Source organism: Streptomyces sp. R-07, from assembly GCF_049913175.1.
Taxonomy (GTDB): domain Bacteria; phylum Actinomycetota; class Actinomycetes; order Streptomycetales; family Streptomycetaceae; genus Streptomyces.
This window is the reverse complement of the sequence record NZ_CP183978.1, coordinates 1,292,314-1,308,769: the sequence shown is the minus strand read 5'-3', so window position 1 is coordinate 1,308,769 and position 16,456 is coordinate 1,292,314. Positions and strand designations below refer to the sequence as shown.

Annotated in this window: 16 protein-coding genes; 15 read left to right on the top strand and 1 reads right to left on the bottom strand. The window is 70.6% G+C overall.

What is annotated here, in order from left to right; all coding sequences use genetic code 11:
* The first annotated feature begins 35 nt into the window (after window positions 1–35).
* Window positions 36–602 (top strand): elongation factor P, encoded by a 567-nt coding sequence (gene efp / locus ACN9M0_RS05790; RefSeq protein WP_366041806.1) that lies wholly within the window; start codon window positions 36–38, stop codon window positions 600–602.
* Window positions 603–604: 2 nt separating this feature from the next.
* Window positions 605–1,042 (top strand): transcription antitermination factor NusB, encoded by a 438-nt coding sequence (gene nusB, locus ACN9M0_RS05785; RefSeq protein WP_366041807.1) that lies wholly within the window; start codon window positions 605–607, stop codon window positions 1,040–1,042.
* Between the two features lie 178 nt (window positions 1,043–1,220).
* Here nusB and bldD read toward each other — a convergent pair whose 3' ends face one another.
* Window positions 1,221–1,721 carry a transcriptional regulator BldD gene (gene bldD, locus ACN9M0_RS05780; protein ID WP_017242229.1) on the bottom strand — a complete coding sequence of 167 codons (501 nt, stop codon included), beginning with the start codon at window positions 1,719–1,721 and terminating at the stop codon, window positions 1,221–1,223.
* Window positions 1,722–1,966: 245 nt separating this feature from the next.
* On the opposite strand from bldD, the gene pyrR reads away from it, so the two are divergent.
* The 13 genes from pyrR (at window position 1,967) to metK (ending at window position 16,453) form a co-directional block, all read left to right on the top strand.
* Complete coding sequence (gene pyrR / locus ACN9M0_RS05775; protein WP_366042451.1) at window positions 1,967–2,533, top strand: bifunctional pyr operon transcriptional regulator/uracil phosphoribosyltransferase PyrR; 567 nt, start codon at window positions 1,967–1,969, stop codon at window positions 2,531–2,533.
* Between the two features lie 84 nt (window positions 2,534–2,617).
* The gene (locus ACN9M0_RS05770) at window positions 2,618–3,643 is read left to right on the top strand and encodes an aspartate carbamoyltransferase catalytic subunit (protein ID WP_366042452.1); all 1,026 of its coding nucleotides are present in this window, start codon (window positions 2,618–2,620) and stop codon (window positions 3,641–3,643) included.
* Window positions 3,644–3,645: 2 nt separating this feature from the next.
* Window positions 3,646–4,932: a dihydroorotase gene (locus ACN9M0_RS05765; RefSeq protein ID WP_366042453.1), complete on the top strand. Its 1,287-nt coding sequence runs from the start codon at window positions 3,646–3,648 to the stop codon at window positions 4,930–4,932.
* Complete coding sequence (locus ACN9M0_RS05760; protein WP_366042454.1) at window positions 4,929–5,507, top strand: hypothetical protein; 579 nt, start codon at window positions 4,929–4,931, stop codon at window positions 5,505–5,507. The genes ACN9M0_RS05765 and ACN9M0_RS05760 overlap by 4 nt, the downstream gene beginning before the upstream one ends.
* Entirely contained in the window at window positions 5,504–6,646 is a 1,143-nt protein-coding gene (gene carA / locus ACN9M0_RS05755) for a glutamine-hydrolyzing carbamoyl-phosphate synthase small subunit (RefSeq protein ID WP_366042456.1), read from the top strand. Before ACN9M0_RS05760 ends, carA begins: the two co-directional genes overlap by 4 nt.
* Window positions 6,639–9,947, top strand: a complete 3,309-nt coding sequence (gene carB / locus ACN9M0_RS05750; protein WP_366042458.1) for a carbamoyl-phosphate synthase large subunit — start codon at window positions 6,639–6,641, stop codon at window positions 9,945–9,947. The genes carA and carB overlap by 8 nt, the downstream gene beginning before the upstream one ends.
* An 80-nt stretch (window positions 9,948–10,027) precedes the next feature.
* A complete protein-coding gene (locus ACN9M0_RS05745) occupies window positions 10,028–11,137 on the top strand; it encodes a quinone-dependent dihydroorotate dehydrogenase (RefSeq protein WP_366042459.1) in 1,110 nt (369 codons plus the stop codon).
* A 53-nt stretch (window positions 11,138–11,190) separates the two neighbouring features.
* A complete protein-coding gene (pyrF, locus tag ACN9M0_RS05740; protein WP_366042464.1) occupies window positions 11,191–12,021 on the top strand; it encodes an orotidine-5'-phosphate decarboxylase in 831 nt (276 codons plus the stop codon).
* Window positions 12,022–12,317: 296 nt separating this feature from the next.
* Window positions 12,318–12,641 carry an integration host factor gene (locus tag ACN9M0_RS05735; protein ID WP_030204477.1) on the top strand — a complete coding sequence of 108 codons (324 nt, stop codon included), beginning with the start codon at window positions 12,318–12,320 and terminating at the stop codon, window positions 12,639–12,641.
* Window positions 12,642–12,714: 73 nt separating this feature from the next.
* Complete coding sequence (gene gmk / locus ACN9M0_RS05730; protein WP_366042460.1) at window positions 12,715–13,302, top strand: guanylate kinase; 588 nt, start codon at window positions 12,715–12,717, stop codon at window positions 13,300–13,302.
* A 62-nt stretch (window positions 13,303–13,364) separates the two neighbouring features.
* Window positions 13,365–13,637, top strand: a complete 273-nt coding sequence (gene rpoZ / locus ACN9M0_RS05725; protein ID WP_366042461.1) for a DNA-directed RNA polymerase subunit omega — start codon at window positions 13,365–13,367, stop codon at window positions 13,635–13,637.
* A gap of 105 nt (window positions 13,638–13,742) precedes the next feature.
* On the top strand, window positions 13,743–14,954 hold the full coding sequence (gene coaBC, locus ACN9M0_RS05720; RefSeq protein ID WP_366042462.1) for a bifunctional phosphopantothenoylcysteine decarboxylase/phosphopantothenate--cysteine ligase CoaBC: 1,212 nt from the start codon (window positions 13,743–13,745) through the stop codon (window positions 14,952–14,954).
* Between the two features lie 290 nt (window positions 14,955–15,244).
* Window positions 15,245–16,453: a methionine adenosyltransferase gene (gene metK, locus ACN9M0_RS05715; protein WP_366042463.1), complete on the top strand. Its 1,209-nt coding sequence runs from the start codon at window positions 15,245–15,247 to the stop codon at window positions 16,451–16,453.
* The last annotated feature ends 3 nt before the right edge of the window (window positions 16,454–16,456 follow it).

The following is a 16,456-nucleotide window of genomic DNA, read 5'->3' as shown; positions in this document are numbered from 1 at the left end:
CCTGGTCCCACGTCAGTCCAGGAGATTCCGCAACCGTGGCTTCCACGAACGACCTCAAGAACGGCATGGTGCTCAAGCTCGAAGGCGGCCAGCTCTGGTCCGTCGTCGAGTTCCAGCACGTCAAGCCCGGCAAGGGCCCGGCTTTCGTGCGCACCAAGCTCAAGCACGTGCTCTCCGGCAAGGTCGTCGACAAGACCTTCAACGCCGGTACGAAGGTCGACACGGCCACCATCGACCGCCGCGACATGCAGTTCTCCTACATGGACGGCGACTACTTCGTCTTCATGGACATGGAGACGTTCGACCAGCTGCACATCGACCGGAAGAACGTCGGTGACGCCGCCAACTTCCTGATCGAGGGCTTCACCGCCTCCGTGGCGCAGCACGAGGGCGAGGTGCTCTACGTCGAGCTCCCCGCCGCCGTCGAGCTGACGATCGAGCACACCGACCCCGGCGTCCAGGGCGACCGCTCCACCGGTGGCACCAAGCCCGCCAAGCTGGAGACCGGCCACGAGATCCAGGTCCCGCTCTTCATCACCACCGGTGAGAAGGTCAAGGTCGACACCCGCACCAGCGACTACCTCGGCCGGGTGAACAAGTAACCGTGGCCGCTCGGAGCAAGGCCCGCAAGCGCGCCTTCCAGATCCTCTTCGAGGCGGACCAGCGTGGTGCCTCCGTCCAGGAGGTTCTCGCGGACCAGGTCCGGCACGCGCGGTCGGACGACCGCCAGCCGCCGGTCAACGACTTCACCATGCAGCTGGTCGAGGGGTACGCGGCCCACGAGGCGCGCATCGACGATCTCATCGCGACCTACGCGGTGGACTGGGACCTCGACCGGATGCCCGTCGCCGACCGGAACATCGTGCGCCTCGGCGCGTACGAGCTGCTCTGGGAGGACGGCACGCCCGACGCGGTCGCGATCGACGAGGCGGTGCAGCTCGCCAAGGAGTTCTCCACCGACGAGTCCCCGACCTTCGTCAACGGCCTGCTGGGGCGCTTCAAGGACCTGAAGCCGCGCCTGCGCCGGGACACGGACGACTAGTCCCGTACGGCACGTGAAGGGGCCCGCAGCACTCGGTGCTGCGGGCCCCTTCGCGTACCGGAGGTCTGCGGGCCCCTCCGCGTACCGGAGACGCGTCCGGAGAAAAGCGCCGGGCCCCTGGACGTCGGATGACGTCCAGGGGCCCGGCGGTACGTTTCTGCTGTGCCCTCGTCGGGGGTCAGTTGTCCTCGTGGGCGACCGCGCGGCGCGCGTCCGCGTCCAGGACGCCCCAGCTGATCAGCTGCTCGGTGAGGACCGAGGGGGACTGGTCGTAGATGACGGCGAGGGTGCGGAGGTCGTCCTGGCGGATCGACAGCACCTTGCCGTTGTAGTCGCCGCGCTGCGACTGGATCGTCGCCGCGTAGCGCTGGAGCGGGCCCGCCTTCTCCTGCGGGACGTGGGCCAGGCGCTCCAGGTCCAGGACCAGCTTCGGCGGCGGCTCGGCGGCCCCGCCCGGGGTCGTGCCCGGCAGGAGCTCCTGCACCGGCACCCCGTAGAAGTCCGCCAGCTCGGCAAGACGCTGCACGGTCACCGCGCGGTCTCCGCGCTCGTACGAGCCGACCACGACCGCCTTCCAGCGGCCCTGGGACTTCTCCTCCACCCCGTGGAGGGAGAGACCCTGCTGGGTGCGGATGGCGCGGAGTTTGGCCCCGAGCTGCTTTGCGTATTCGCTGGACATAACGCTCCCGGACGCTGTGACGACATGCGGCTGCGCCGCGCGGCTGGTAACTCACTGTGAGGTTACGCAGCGTTACACCTACCCGTCAAGCCGAATGGTCCGTACCGCCCCCTCCCGGGGGACGGCGCCCGGAGGGGCGACCGGGGTGCGCGAGATAGGACGCCCCACCCCTGGTAGAGTGAACGGCGCAAATCCGACGTCCTTTAAGAGCCGTCCCGTGAGGCGGAGAAGGAGGTCCGTTTTTCATGGACACTCAGCAGCAGTACAGCGACGACGCGCGGCCCGTTCTCGAGGCCCCGGACATCGCGCGGGTCCTGACCCGCATCGCCCACGAGATCGTCGAGCGCGCCAAGGGCGCCGACGACGTGGTCCTCCTCGGCATCCCCACCCGCGGCGTCTTCCTCGCCCGCCGGCTCGCCGAGAAGCTCGAAGCGATCACCGGCACCAAGATCCCGGTCGGCTCCCTCGACATCACCATGTATCGGGACGACCTGCGGATGAAGCCGGCCCGTGCCATCGGCCGCACCGAGATCCCCGGTGACGGCATCGACGGCCGCCTCGTCGTCCTCGTCGACGACGTGCTCTTCTCCGGACGCACCATCCGCGCCGCCCTCGACGCCCTCGGCGACATCGGCCGCCCGCGCGCCGTCCAGCTCGCGGTCCTCGTCGACCGCGGCCACCGCGAACTTCCGATCCGCGCCGACTACGTCGGCAAGAACCTCCCCACGTCGCTGCGGGAGACGGTCAAGGTCCAGCTCGCCGAGGAAGACGGTCGCGACACCGTCCTGCTCGGCTCCAAGCCCGCCTCCTAGCCGGACCGGCTTCCCCGCCGGGGCCGGGGCACACCCCTGTGCCCCCGCATGCCCTCACACCTCCCCACCACGGAGAGAAACCCGATGATGCGTCACCTCATCTCGGCCGCCGACCTCACCCGCGACGACGCCGTCCAGATCCTCGACACCGCCGAGGAGATGGCCCGGGTGGCCGACCGGCCCATCAAGAAGCTGCCGACCCTGCGCGGCCGGACCATCTGCAACCTCTTCTTCGAGGACTCCACCCGGACCCGGATCTCCTTCGAGGCCGCCGAGAAGCGCCTCTCCGCCGACGTGATCAACTTCGCGGCCAAGGGCTCCAGCGTCTCCAAGGGCGAGTCCCTCAAGGACACCGCGCAGACCCTGGAGGCCATGGGCGTCGACGCGGTCGTCATCCGGCACAGCGCCTCCGGCGCCCCGTTCCGCCTCGCCACCTCCGGCTGGATCGACGCCCCCGTCATCAACGCCGGCGACGGCACCCACCAACACCCCACCCAGGCCCTCCTCGACGCCTTCACCATGCGCCGCCGCCTCGTCGGCCGCGACGCCGGCCTCGGCCAGGACCTCGCCGGCAAGCGCATCACCCTCGTGGGCGACGTCCTGCACAGCCGGGTCGCCCGCTCCAACGTCGACCTGCTCCACACCCTCGGCGCCGAGGTCACCCTGGTGGCCCCGCCCACCCTGGTGCCCGTCGGCGTCGAGACCTGGCCCTGCGACGTCTCGTACGACCTCGACAGCGTGCTGCCGAAGTCCGACGCGGTGATGATGCTGCGTGTGCAGCGCGAGCGGATGAACGCCGCCTTCTTCCCGACCGAGCGCGAGTACTCGCGCCGCTACGGGCTGGACGGCGAGCGGATGGCGAAGATGCCCGAGCACGCCATCGTCATGCACCCCGGCCCGATGGTCCGCGGCATGGAGATCACCGCCGAGGTCGCCGACTCCGACCGCTGCACGGTCGTCGAGCAGGTCGCCAACGGCGTCTCCGTCCGGATGGCCGTCCTCTACCTGCTTCTGGGCGGCAACGAGTCCGCCGTCACCCGCCCTCCCGTCTCCCACCACCACCCTTCTGACGAGGGCTCCGCCCACACCGCTGATTCGGAGAACAAGTAACCATGAGCAAGATCCTTATCCGCGGTGCGAAGGTCCTCGGCGGCGACGTCCAGGACGTCCTGATCGACGGCGAGACCATCGCCCAGGTCGGCACCGGACTCCCCGCCGAGGGCGCGACCGTGATCGAGGCCGAAGGCCAGATCCTGCTCCCCGGCCTCGTCGACCTCCACACCCACCTGCGCGAGCCCGGCCGCGAGGACTCCGAGACCGTCCTCACCGGCACCCGCGCCGCCGCCTCCGGCGGCTACACCGCCGTCTTCGCCATGGCCAACACCCACCCGGTCGCCGACACCGCCGGCGTCGTCGAGCAGGTCTACCGCCTCGGCCAGGAAGCCGGCTACTGCGACGTCCAGCCCATCGGTGCCGTCACCGTCGGCCTGGAGGGCAAGAAGCTCGCCGAGCTCGGCGCGATGCACGACTCCGCCGCCGGCGTCACCGTCTTCTCCGACGACGGCAAGTGCGTCGACGACGCCGTGATCATGCGCCGCGCCCTGGAGTACGTGAAGGCCTTCGGCGGCGTCGTCGCCCAGCACGCCCAGGAGCCCCGCCTCACCGAGGGCGCCCAGATGAACGAGGGCATCGTCTCCGCCGAGCTCGGCCTCGGCGGCTGGCCCGCCGTCGCCGAGGAGTCGATCATCGCGCGCGACGTCCTCCTCGCCGAGCACGTCGGCTCCCGCGTCCACATCTGCCACCTCTCCACCGCCGGCTCCGTCGAGATCGTCCGCTGGGCCAAGTCCCGCGGCATCGACGTCACCGCCGAGGTCACCCCGCACCACCTCCTCCTCACGGACGAGCTGGTCCGCTCGTACAACCCGGTCTACAAGGTCAACCCGCCGCTGCGCACCGAGAAGGACGTCCTCGCGCTCCGCGAGGCGCTGGCCGACGGCACGATCGACATCGTCGCCACCGACCACGCCCCGCACCCGCACGAGGACAAGGACTGCGAGTGGGCCGCGGCCGCCATGGGCATGGTCGGCCTGGAGACCGCCCTCTCCGTCGTCCAGCAGACGATGGTCGAGACCGGCCTCCTCGACTGGGCCGGCGTCGCCGAGCGGATGTCCTTCGCGCCCGCCCGCATCGGACAGGCCAAGAGCCACGGACGACCCGTCTCGGCAGGTGAGCCCGCGAACCTGACGCTGGTCGATCCGGCTTACCGTGGTGTCGTGGACCCCGCGGACTTCGCCTCCCGCAGCCGCAACACCCCCTACGAGGGTCGTGAGCTGCCGGGACGCGTCACCCACACCTTCCTGCGGGGCCGGGCAACGGTCGTGGACGGGAAGCTGGCGTGACACCACTCATCGCAATCGCCGCAGAGGCCGAGCAGAAGTCGGCGGAGGTGACCGACTGGGCCGGACGGCTCGGCTGGGTCGCCGGACTGCTGCTCTTCGTCGCCTTCGTGTACTGGCTCATGCGCCAGGGATGGAAGTGGCGCGGCAGCCTCCAGTCCGACCTCCCCGAGCTCCCCACCGCGCCCGAGACGGCCGGTGAGGCGAAACTGACTCTCAGCGGGCGCTACCACGGGTCCACGACCGCCGGGCAGTGGCTCGACCGGATCGTCGCCCACGGCCTCGGCACCCGCAGCCGCGTCGAGCTCACGCTCACCGACGCCGGGATCGAGGTCGTACGCCCCGGGGCGAACGACTTCTTCGTGCCGGCCGCCGCCCTGCGCGAGGCCCGCCTCGACAAGGGCATCGCCGGCAAGGTCCTCGCCGAGGGCGGGCTCCTGATCGTCACCTGGGAGCACGGCGGCAAGCAGCTCGACTCCGGCTTCCGCTCCGACCGGGCGGCCGAGCACACGGCCTGGGTCGAGGCCATCAACTCCATGAACGCCGTAACCACCACGACGGAAGGCATCGCACGATGACGACCTCCACCAGGGGAGCCGCCAAGACTCCCGCCGTACTCGTCCTGGAGGACGGCCGCATCTTCCGCGGCCGTGCCTACGGGGCCGTGGGGGAGACCTTCGGCGAGGCCGTGTTCTCCACCGGCATGACCGGCTACCAGGAGACCCTCACCGACCCGTCGTACCACCGGCAGGTCGTGGTCATGACGGCCCCGCACGTCGGCAACACCGGCGTCAACGACGAGGACCCCGAGTCCGCCCGCATCTGGGTCTCCGGCTACGTCGTCCGCGACCCCGCCCGCGTCTCCTCCAACTGGCGCTCCCAGCGCTCGCTGGACGAGGAGCTGCGCAACCAGGGCGTCGTCGGCATCCAGGGCATCGACACCCGCGCCCTCACCCGCCACCTGCGCGAGAGCGGCGCCATGCGCGTCGGCATCTTCTCCGGCAGCGCGCTCCCCGACGAGGGCACCATGCTCGCCGAGGTCCGCCAGCAGCCCGAGATGAAGGGCGCGAACCTCTCCGCCGAGGTCGCCACCAAGGAGACGTACGTCGTCCCCGCGATCGGTGAGAAGAAGTTCACCGTCGCCGCCGTCGACCTCGGCATCAAGGGCATGACCCCGCACCGGATGGCCGAACGCGGCATCGAGGTCCACGTCCTGCCCGCCACCGCCACCGCCGAGGACATCTACGCCGTCCAGCCCGACGGCGTGTTCTTCTCCAACGGTCCGGGTGACCCGGCCACCGCCGACGGCCCCGTCGCCGTCATGCAGGCCGTCCTGGAGCGCAAGACGCCGCTCTTCGGCATCTGCTTCGGCAACCAGATCCTCGGCCGCGCCCTCGGCTTCGGCACCTACAAGCTGAAGTACGGCCACCGGGGCATCAACCAGCCCGTCCAGGACCGCACCACCGGCAAGGTCGAGGTCACCGCGCACAACCACGGCTTCGCCGTCGACGCGCCCCTCGACAAGGTCTCCGACACCCCCTACGGGCGCGTCGAGGTCTCCCACGTCTGCCTGAACGACAACGTCGTGGAAGGCCTCCAGCTGCTCGACCAGCCGGCCTTCTCCGTCCAGTACCACCCCGAGGCGGCCGCGGGCCCGCACGACGCCGCGTACCTCTTCGACCGCTTCGTGACCCTCATGGAGGCCGAGCGTGCCTAAGCGCACCGATATCCAGTCCGTCCTGGTCATCGGCTCCGGCCCGATCGTCATCGGACAGGCCGCCGAGTTCGACTACTCCGGCACCCAGGCCTGCCGCATCCTCAAGGCCGAGGGCCTGCGGGTGATCCTGGTCAACTCCAACCCGGCCACGATCATGACCGACCCGGAGATCGCCGACGCCACGTACGTCGAGCCGATCACCCCCGAGTTCGTCGAGAAGATCATCGCCAAGGAGCGCCCCGACGCCCTCCTGCCCACGCTCGGCGGCCAGACCGCGCTCAACACCGCGATCTCCATGCACGAGCAGGGCGTCCTGGAGAAGTACGGCGTCGAGCTCATCGGCGCCAACGTCGAGGCCATCAACAAGGGCGAGGACCGCGACCTCTTCAAGGGCGTCGTCGAGGCCGTCAAGGCCAAGATCGGCTACGGCGAGTCCGCCCGCTCGGTCATCTGCCACTCGATGGACGACGTCATCAAGGGCGTCGAGACGCTCGGCGGCTACCCCGTCGTCGTCCGCCCCTCCTTCACCATGGGCGGCGCCGGCTCCGGCTTCGCCCACGACGAGGAAGAGCTGCGCCGCATCGCCGGCCAGGGCCTCACGCTCTCCCCGACCACCGAGGTGCTCCTGGAGGAGTCCATCCTCGGCTGGAAGGAGTACGAGCTGGAGCTGATGCGCGACAAGAACGACAACGTCGTGGTCGTCTGCTCCATCGAGAACTTCGACCCGATGGGCGTCCACACCGGTGACTCGATCACCGTCGCCCCGGCGATGACGCTCACCGACCGCGAGTACCAGCGGCTGCGCGACATCGGCATCGCGATCATCCGCGAGGTCGGCGTCGACACCGGCGGCTGCAACATCCAGTTCGCGATCGACCCGGTCGACGGCCGGATCATCGTCATCGAGATGAACCCGCGCGTCTCCCGCTCCTCGGCCCTCGCCTCCAAGGCGACCGGCTTCCCGATCGCCAAGATCGCGGCCCGGCTCGCCGTCGGCTACACGCTGGACGAGATCCCGAACGACATCACGGAGAAGACCCCCGCGTCCTTCGAGCCCACGCTCGACTACGTCGTCGTCAAGGCCCCGCGCTTCGCCTTCGAGAAGTTCCCGCAGGCCGACTCCACCCTCACCACCACCATGAAGTCGGTCGGCGAGGCCATGGCCATCGGCCGCAACTTCACCGAGGCGCTCCAGAAGGCCCTGCGCTCCCTGGAGAAGAAGGGCTCGCAGTTCACCTTCGTGGGCGAGCCCGGCGACAAGGCCCTCCTCCTGGAGCAGGCCGTCCGCCCGACCGACGGCCGCATCAACACCGTCATGCAGGCCATCCGCGCCGGCGCCACCCCGCAGGAGGTCTTCGACGCCACGAAGATCGACCCGTGGTTCGTCGACCAGCTCTTCCTCATCAAGGAGATCGCCGACGAGCTGGCCGCCGCCGAGAAGCTCGACCCCGAGCTGCTCGCCGAGGCCAAGCGCCACGGCTTCTCCGACGTCCAGATCGCCGAGATCCGCGGCCTGCGCGAGGACGTCGTCCGCGAGGTCCGGCACGCCCTGGGCGTCCGCCCGGTCTACAAGACGGTCGACACCTGCGCCGCCGAGTTCGCCGCCAAGACCCCGTACTTCTACTCGTCCTACGACGAGGAGACCGAGGTCGCGCCCCGCACCAAGCCCGCGGTGATCATCCTGGGCTCCGGCCCGAACCGCATCGGCCAGGGCATCGAGTTCGACTACTCCTGCGTCCACGCCTCCTTCGCCCTGAGCGACGCCGGCTACGAGACCGTGATGGTCAACTGCAACCCGGAGACCGTCTCGACGGACTACGACACCTCGGACCGCCTGTACTTCGAGCCGCTGACGCTCGAGGACGTGCTCGAGATCGTCCACGCCGAGTCCCTGGCCGGCCCGATCGCCGGTGTGGTCGTCCAGCTCGGCGGCCAGACCCCGCTCGGCCTCGCCCAGGCCCTCAAGGACAACGGCGTCCCCGTCGTCGGCACCTCCCCGGAGGCCATCCACGCCGCCGAGGACCGCGGCGCCTTCGGCCGCGTCCTCGCCGAGGCCGGACTCCCCGCGCCGAAGCACGGCACCGCGACCACCTTCGCCGGCGCCAAGGCCATCGCCGACGAGATCGGCTACCCCGTCCTCGTACGCCCCTCGTACGTGCTCGGCGGCCGCGGCATGGAGATCGTGTACGACGAGGCCCGCCTCGAGTCGTACATCGCCGAGTCCACCGAGATCAGCCCCACCCGGCCGGTCCTGGTCGACCGCTTCCTCGACGACGCCATCGAGATCGACGTCGACGCGCTCTACGACGGCGAGGAGCTCTACCTCGGCGGCGTCATGGAGCACATCGAGGAGGCCGGCATCCACTCCGGCGACTCGGCCTGCGCCCTGCCCCCGATCACCCTCGGCGGCTTCGACATCAAGCGCCTGCGCGCCTCCACCGAGGCCATCGCCAAGGGCGTCGGCGTCCGCGGCCTGATCAACATCCAGTTCGCCATGGCCGGCGACATCCTCTACGTCCTGGAGGCCAACCCGCGCGCCTCCCGGACCGTCCCCTTCACCTCGAAGGCGACCGCCGTGCCGCTCGCGAAGGCCGCCGCGCGCATCTCGCTCGGCGCCACCATCGCCGAGCTGCGCGCCGAGGGCCTGCTGCCGAGGAACGGCGACGGCGGCACCCTGCCGCTCGACGCGCCGATCTCCGTCAAGGAGGCCGTGATGCCGTGGTCGCGCTTCCGCGACGTGCACGGCCGCGGCGTCGACACCGTCCTCGGCCCGGAGATGCGCTCCACCGGCGAGGTCATGGGCATCGACGCGGTCTTCGGCACGGCCTACGCCAAGTCGCAGGCCGGCGCCTACGGCCCGCTGCCCACCAAGGGCCGCGCGTTCATCTCGGTCGCCAACCGCGACAAGCGCTCGATGATCTTCCCGGCCCGCGAGCTCGTCGCCCACGGCTTCGAGCTGCTCGCCACCTCCGGCACCGCCGAGGTCCTCAAGCGGAACGGCATCAACGCCACGGTCGTCCGCAAGCTCAGCGAGGGCGAGGGCCCGAACGGCGAGAAGACCATCGTCCAGCTCATCCACGACGGCCAGGTCGACCTGATCGTCAACACCCCGTACGGCACCGGCGGCCGCCTCGACGGCTACGAGATCCGTACGGCCGCGGTGGCGCGCAGCGTCCCCTGCCTCACCACGGTCCAGGCGCTCGCCGCGGCCGTCCAGGGCATCGAGGCGCTCGGCCACGGCGACGTCGGCGTCCGCTCGCTCCAGGAGCACGCGGAGCACCTGACCGCGGCCCGCGACTAGCAGCCCGTACGAGGAGGGGGACACGGATGCGCGATGCGCGTCGGTGTCCCCCTCGTCATGAGCACACCTGGACTCCCCGCATGTACAAGTTCTTCTTCAACCTGGTCTTCAAGCGGATGGACCCGGAGCAGGCCCACTACATGGCCTTCCGCTGGATCCGCCTCGCCGCCCGGATCCCCGTCCTGCGCACTCTTGTCGCGGCCGTCCTCGACCCCCGCCACACGTCGCTGCGCGTCGAGGCCATGGGCCTCCGCATGCACGGTCCCTTCGGGCTCGCCGCCGGCTTCGACAAGAACGCCGTCGCCATCGACGGCATGTCGATGCTCGGCTTCGACCACGTCGAGATCGGCACCGTCACCGGCGAGGCCCAGCCCGGCAACCCCAAGAAGCGTCTCTTCCGGCTCGTCCCGGACCGCGCCCTGATCAACCGCATGGGCTTCAACAACGAGGGCTCCGCCGCCGTCGCCGAGCGCCTGGGCGCCCGCAAGGCGGTCTTCCGGACGACCGTCGGCGTCAACATCGGCAAGACCAAGGTCGTCCCCGAGGCAGACGCCGCCGCCGACTACGTGAAGTCCACCGAGCGCCTCGCCGCGCACGCCGACTACCTCGTCGTCAACGTCTCCTCGCCGAACACCCCCGGCCTTCGCAACCTCCAGGCCACCGAGTCCCTGCGCCCGCTCCTCACGGCCGTCCGCGAAGCCGCCGACCGCACGGTCACGGGCCGCCGCGTCCCCCTCCTGGTCAAGATCGCCCCCGACCTGGCCGACGAGGACGTCGACGCGGTCGCCGACCTCGCCCTGGAGCTCGGCCTCGACGGCATCATCGCCACCAACACCACCATCGCGCGCGAGGGCCTCGGCCTGAAGTCCGACCCCGCGCTGATCAAGGAGACCGGCGGCCTGTCCGGTGCGCCCGTCAAGGAGCGCTCCCTGGCCGTCCTGCGCCGCCTCCACGCGCGTGTGGGCGACCGCATGGTCCTGGTGGGCGTCGGCGGCATCGAGAACGCCGAGGACGCCTGGCAGCGCATCCTCGCCGGCGCCACCCTGATCCAGGGCTACAGCGCCTTCATCTACGAGGGCCCGTTCTACGCCCGCGCGATCCACAAGGGCCTCGCCGCGCGCCTCGCGGCCTCCCCGTACGCCACCCTCGCCGAGGCCGTCGGCGCCGACAACCGAAAGGCCGCCCAGTGACCGCCCTCCCGTCGCCCGACCACCGCCCCTCGTCGACGCCCTCCGGGCGGCCCCTGACCTTCGGCACCCGCCTGCGCTCCGCCATGGACGAGCGCGGCCCCCTCTGCGTCGGCATCGACCCGCACGCCGCCCTGCTCGACTCCTGGGGCCTGAAGGACGACATCGCCGGCCTGGAGCGCTTCACCTTCACCGTCGTCGAGGCCCTCGCCGAGACCGTGGCCGTCTTCAAGCCGCAGTCCGCCTTCTTCGAGCGCTTCGGCTCGCGCGGCATCGCCGTCCTGGAGCGCGCCACCGCCGATCTGCGGGCGGCGGGCGGCCTGGTCGTCATGGACGCCAAGCGCGGCGACATCGGCTCCACCATGGCCGCGTACGCGGAGACCTTCCTGCGCGAGGGCTCCCCGCTCTTCTCCGACGCGCTGACGGTCTCCCCGTACCTCGGCTACGGCGCCCTGAAGCCGGCCGTCGACCTGGCCCGGGAGTCCGGCGCCGGGCTCTTCGTGCTGGCCCTCACCTCCAACCCGGAGGGCGCGGAGGTCCAGCGCGCGGTCCGCGAGGACGGCCGCACGATCGGCGCGACCATGCTCGCCCACCTCGCCGAGGAGAACGCGGGGGAGACCCCGATGGGCTCCTTCGGCGCGGTCGTCGGCGCCACCCTCGGCGACCTGTCCTCCTTCGACCTGGACATCAACGGGCCGCTCCTCGCCCCCGGCATCGGCGCCCAGGGCGCGACCCCCGCCGACCTCCCGGCCGTCTTCGGCGCGGCGGTCGGCAACGTCGTCCCGAACGTCAGCCGCGGGGTCCTGAGGAACGGCCCGGACGTGGCCGCCCTGCGGGACTCGGCGCACCGGTACGCGGACGAGATCCGCGCCGCCGTCGCCGGCTGACCGGTCTCCCGGACAATCCGCAGGTCGGAGCGGACGGGGTGCCCGATGGTGAGCCGTCTCACTCTTTGACGAAAACTTGGCTCAAAACCGGGTCGTTATGCCGGAAAAGTCCTGGTCGGTCGATGCTGACCAGGACTTTTCCGCTGTTCTCGCTGACTGGAGCGGCCTCGGCCGCTAGTCTCCGGGGCAGAGCAGGCGTTCAACGGCCACGCCGTTGATCGTTGCTCCACTGGTGTGGGGCGCTAGGTTCCTCACCGGTCCGTATCCGACAGATCGACATCCGAGGTGACGTAGGCGTGGCTCTTCCGCCCCTTACCCCTGAACAGCGCGCAGCCGCGCTCGAAAAGGCCGCCGCGGCTCGCCGGGAGCGGGCCGAGGTCAAGAATCGACTCAAGCACTCCGGCGCCTCGCTTCACGAGGTCATCAAGACCGGCCAGGAGAACGACGTCATCGGCAAGATGAAGGTCTCCGCGCTGCTCGAGTCGCTGCCCGGCGTCGGCAAGGTCCGCGCCAAGCAGATCATGGAGCGACTCGGCATCTCCGAGAGCCGCCGCGTGCGCGGTCTCGGCTCCAACCAGATCGCCTCCCTGGAGCGCGAGTTCGGCAGCACCGGCGCCTGATCCGGCGACCGGTCCGGCTTCCGATCCGGGGCACTCGTCCCGGGCACCCCGGTGAAGCTGGAATAATCGCTGCATGGCAGCAGAGGTACGTCCGCGGCTGACCGTGCTCTCCGGCCCCTCAGGGGTCGGCAAGAGCACGGTCGTCGCTCATATGCGCAAGGTCCACCCCGAGGTCTGGCTCTCGGTGTCGGCGACGACACGGAAGCCCCGCCCCGGCGAGAAGCACGGCGTCCACTACTTCTTCGTGACGGACGACGAGTTCGACAAGCTGATCGCCAACGGTGAGCTCCTCGAATGGGCCGAGTTCGCGGGCAACCGCTACGGCACCCCGCGCGGCGCCGTCCTCGAGCGCCTGGACTCCGGCGAGCCCGTGCTCCTGGAGATCGACCTCCAGGGCGCCCGCCAGGTGAAGGACTCCATGCCGGAGTCCCAGCTGGTCTTCCTGGCCCCGCCGAGCTGGGAGGAGCTGGTCCGCCGGCTCACCGGCCGAGGCACCGAGTCGCCCGAGGTCATCGCGCGCCGGCTGGAGGCCGCGAAGGTCGAGCTGGCCGCGGAGTCGGAGTTCGACACCACGCTCGTCAACACCTCCGTCGAGGACGTCGCACGCGAGCTGCTAACGTTGATGCTGCTGTCATCTGGGGACCCGGACATCAACGGCTGAGGCCGTGGGTCCCCGAACCTCACAGCATGTCTGATTTTTTCTCCATCTTCGGAAGGTAGAGCGTGTCCTCTTCCATGACTGCGCCCGAGGGCATCATCAACCCGCCGATCGACGAGCTGCTCGAGGCCACGGACTCGAAGTACAGCCTCGTGATCTACGCGGCCAAGCGCGCGCGTCAGATCAACGCGTACTACTCCCAGCTCGGCGAGGGCCTGCTGGAGTACGTGGGTCCGCTCGTCGACACCCACGTCCACGAGAAGCCGCTCTCGATCGCCCTGCGCGAGATCAACGCGGGTCTGCTGACGTCCGAGGCCATCGAGGGCCCCGCGACCTAAGCACGTAGCGCTTGTAACGCTTGTCACCACAGGCCCGGCGGAACATCCGCCGGGCCTGTGGTGTCTCATGGAGTCGTACGCATCCGAGTGCGGGGAGTGGCAGTGGTGACGAGGCCGAAGGTCGTTCTGGGCGTCAGCGGCGGCATCGCCGCCTACAAGGCGTGCGAGCTGCTGCGCCGGCTGACCGAGTCGGGTCATGACGTACGCGTCGTCCCCACCGACTCCGCCCTGAACTTCGTCGGCGCGGCCACCTGGTCCGCGCTCTCCGGCAACCCGGTCTCCACCGAGGTGTGGGAGTCCGTCCACGAGGTCCCGCACGTGCGGATCGGCCAGGCCGCCGACCTCGTCGTCGTCGCCCCCACCACCGCCGACATGCTCGCCAAGGCCGCCCACGGCCTCGCCGACGACCTGCTCACCAACACGCTGCTCACCGCGCGCTGTCCGGTCGTCTTCGCCCCCGCGATGCACACCGAGATGTGGGAGCACCCGGCCACCCAGGAGAACGTGGCCACCCTGCGCCGCCGCGGCGCCGTCGTCATCGAGCCCGCCGTCGGCCGCCTCACCGGCGTCGACACCGGCAAGGGCCGGCTGCCCGACCCGGCGGAGATCTTCGAGGTCTGCCGGAGGATCCTGGCCCGCGGCACCGCCGCCCCCGACCTCGCCGGCCGCCACGTCGTCGTCAGCGCCGGCGGCACCCGCGAGCCCCTGGACCCCGTCCGCTACCTCGGCAACCGCTCCTCCGGGAAGCAGGGCTACGCCCTCGCGAAGGCCGCCGCCGCCCGCGGCGCCCGGGTCACCCTCGTCGAGGCGAACACCGGCATCGCCGACCCGGCCGGCGTCGACGTGGTCCACGTCGGCACCGCCGTCCAGCTCCGCGAGGCCGTGCTCAAGGCGGCCGCCGACGCCGACGCGGTCGTGATGGCCGCCGCCGTCGCCGACTTCCGCCCGGCCGTCTACGCCCCCGGCAAGATCAAGAAGACGGACGACGGGGGCGCGCCCACGATCGAGCTCGTCCGCAACCCCGACATCCTCGCCGAGCTGGCCGCCGACCGCGCCCTGCCCGGCCAGGTGGTCGTCGGCTTCGCCGCCGAGACCGACGACGTCCTCGCCAACGGCCGCGCCAAGCTCCGCCGGAAGGGCTGCGACCTGCTCGTCGTCAACGAGGTGGGGGAGCGCAAGACCTTCGGCTCCGAGGAGAACGAGGCCGTCGTCCTCGCCTCGGACGGCGCCGAGACCCCCGTGCCGTACGGACCGAAGGAAGCGCTCGCCGAGACGGTCTGGGACCTGGTCCTGCCGCGGCTGCGCCCCGCGACCTGACGGATCCGGCCCGCCACCGCGAGGGCGGCGCGAAGCCGCTCCCGGGGGGCGCGGAGCGAGCGCCGAGGAGGCGCGAAACACCGCCTCACGAGTGATTTGCGCCCCACCCGGCTGGGCAGGTCTGCCTTGCCGGAGGCCGCATCCGCCGTCTCACGGGCATTCGCCAGGCGAGACACCTGGTCCATTGCCCGACCACGACCGATAGACTGTTCGTGGAACGTCGCGGGGCGCAGCCCCCTGCCGGTCCGCGTCACGAGTAGCCAGCAGCCGCTGCAACCCCAGGGAGCGTTGTGTCCCGTCGTCTGTTCACCTCGGAGTCCGTCACCGAGGGCCACCCCGACAAGATCGCTGACCAGATCAGCGACACCATTCTCGACGCGCTGCTGCGCGAGGACCCCACCTCGCGCGTCGCCGTCGAGACGCTGATCACCACCGGCCTGGTGCACGTCGCCGGTGAGGTGACCACCAAGGCGTGGGCGGACATCCCGACCCTCGTCCGGAACAAGATCCTCGAGATCGGTTACGACTCCTCGAAGAAGGGCTTCGACGGCGCCTCCTGCGGCGTGTCGGTGTCCATCGGATCCCAGTCCCCGGACATCGCCCAGGGCGTGGACACCGCGTACGAGAAGCGGGTCGAGGGCGACGAGGACGAGCTGGACAAGCAGGGCGCCGGCGACCAGGGCCTGATGTTCGGCTACGCGTCGGACGAGACCCCCGAGCTGATGCCGCTGCCGATCCACATCGCGCACCGGCTCTCCCGCCGCCTCACCGAGGTCCGCAAGAACGGGACCATCCCGTACCTGCGCCCCGACGGCAAGACCCAGGTCACCATCGAGTACGACGGCGACAAGGCCGTCCGCCTCGACACGGTCGTCGTCTCCTCGCAGCACGCCTCGGACATCGACCTCGAGTCGCTGCTCGCACCCGACATCCGCGAGTTCGTCGTCGAGCACGTGCTGAAGCAGCTGGTCGAGGACGGCATCAAGCTCGACACCGACGGCTACCGCCTGCTCGTGAACCCGACCGGCCGCTTCGAGATCGGCGGCCCGATGGGCGACGCCGGACTCACCGGCCGCAAGATCATCATCGACACCTACGGCGGCATGGCCCGCCACGGTGGCGGTGCCTTCTCCGGCAAGGACCCGTCCAAGGTCGACCGCTCCGCCGCCTACGCCATGCGCTGGGTCGCCAAGAACGTCGTCGCCGCGGGCCTCGCCTCGCGCTGCGAGGTACAGGTCGCCTACGCGATCGGCAAGGCCGAGCCCGTCGGCCTCTTCGTCGAGACCTTCGGCACCAACACCGTCGAGACCGAGAAGATCGAGCACGCCATCGGCGAGGTCTTCGACCTCCGCCCGGCCGCGATCATCCGCGACCTCGACCTGCTCCGCCCGATCTACTCCCAGACCGCCGCCTACGGCCACTTCGGCCGTGAGCTGCCGGACTTCACCTGGGAGCGCACGGACCGCGTGGAGGCCCTCAGGCAGGCCGCCGGCCTGTAGTCC

What these genes read in the sequence shown, in the direction of transcription:
- pyrR (WP_366042451.1), top strand. Translation starts at nt 1,967, where the DNA reads ATGGACACTCAGCAGCAGTACAGCGACGACGCGCGGCCCGTTCTCGAG.
- gmk (WP_366042460.1), top strand. Translation starts at nt 12,715, where the DNA reads ATGGCAGCAGAGGTACGTCCGCGGCTGACCGTGCTCTCCGGCCCCTCA.
- ACN9M0_RS05745 (WP_366042459.1), top strand. Translation starts at nt 10,028, where the DNA reads ATGTACAAGTTCTTCTTCAACCTGGTCTTCAAGCGGATGGACCCGGAG.
- bldD (WP_017242229.1), bottom strand. Translation starts at nt 1,721, where the DNA reads ATGTCCAGCGAATACGCAAAGCAGCTCGGGGCCAAACTCCGCGCCATC.
- carA (WP_366042456.1), top strand. Translation starts at nt 5,504, where the DNA reads ATGACGACCTCCACCAGGGGAGCCGCCAAGACTCCCGCCGTACTCGTC.
- ACN9M0_RS05765 (WP_366042453.1), top strand. Translation starts at nt 3,646, where the DNA reads ATGAGCAAGATCCTTATCCGCGGTGCGAAGGTCCTCGGCGGCGACGTC.
- ACN9M0_RS05770 (WP_366042452.1), top strand. Translation starts at nt 2,618, where the DNA reads ATGATGCGTCACCTCATCTCGGCCGCCGACCTCACCCGCGACGACGCC.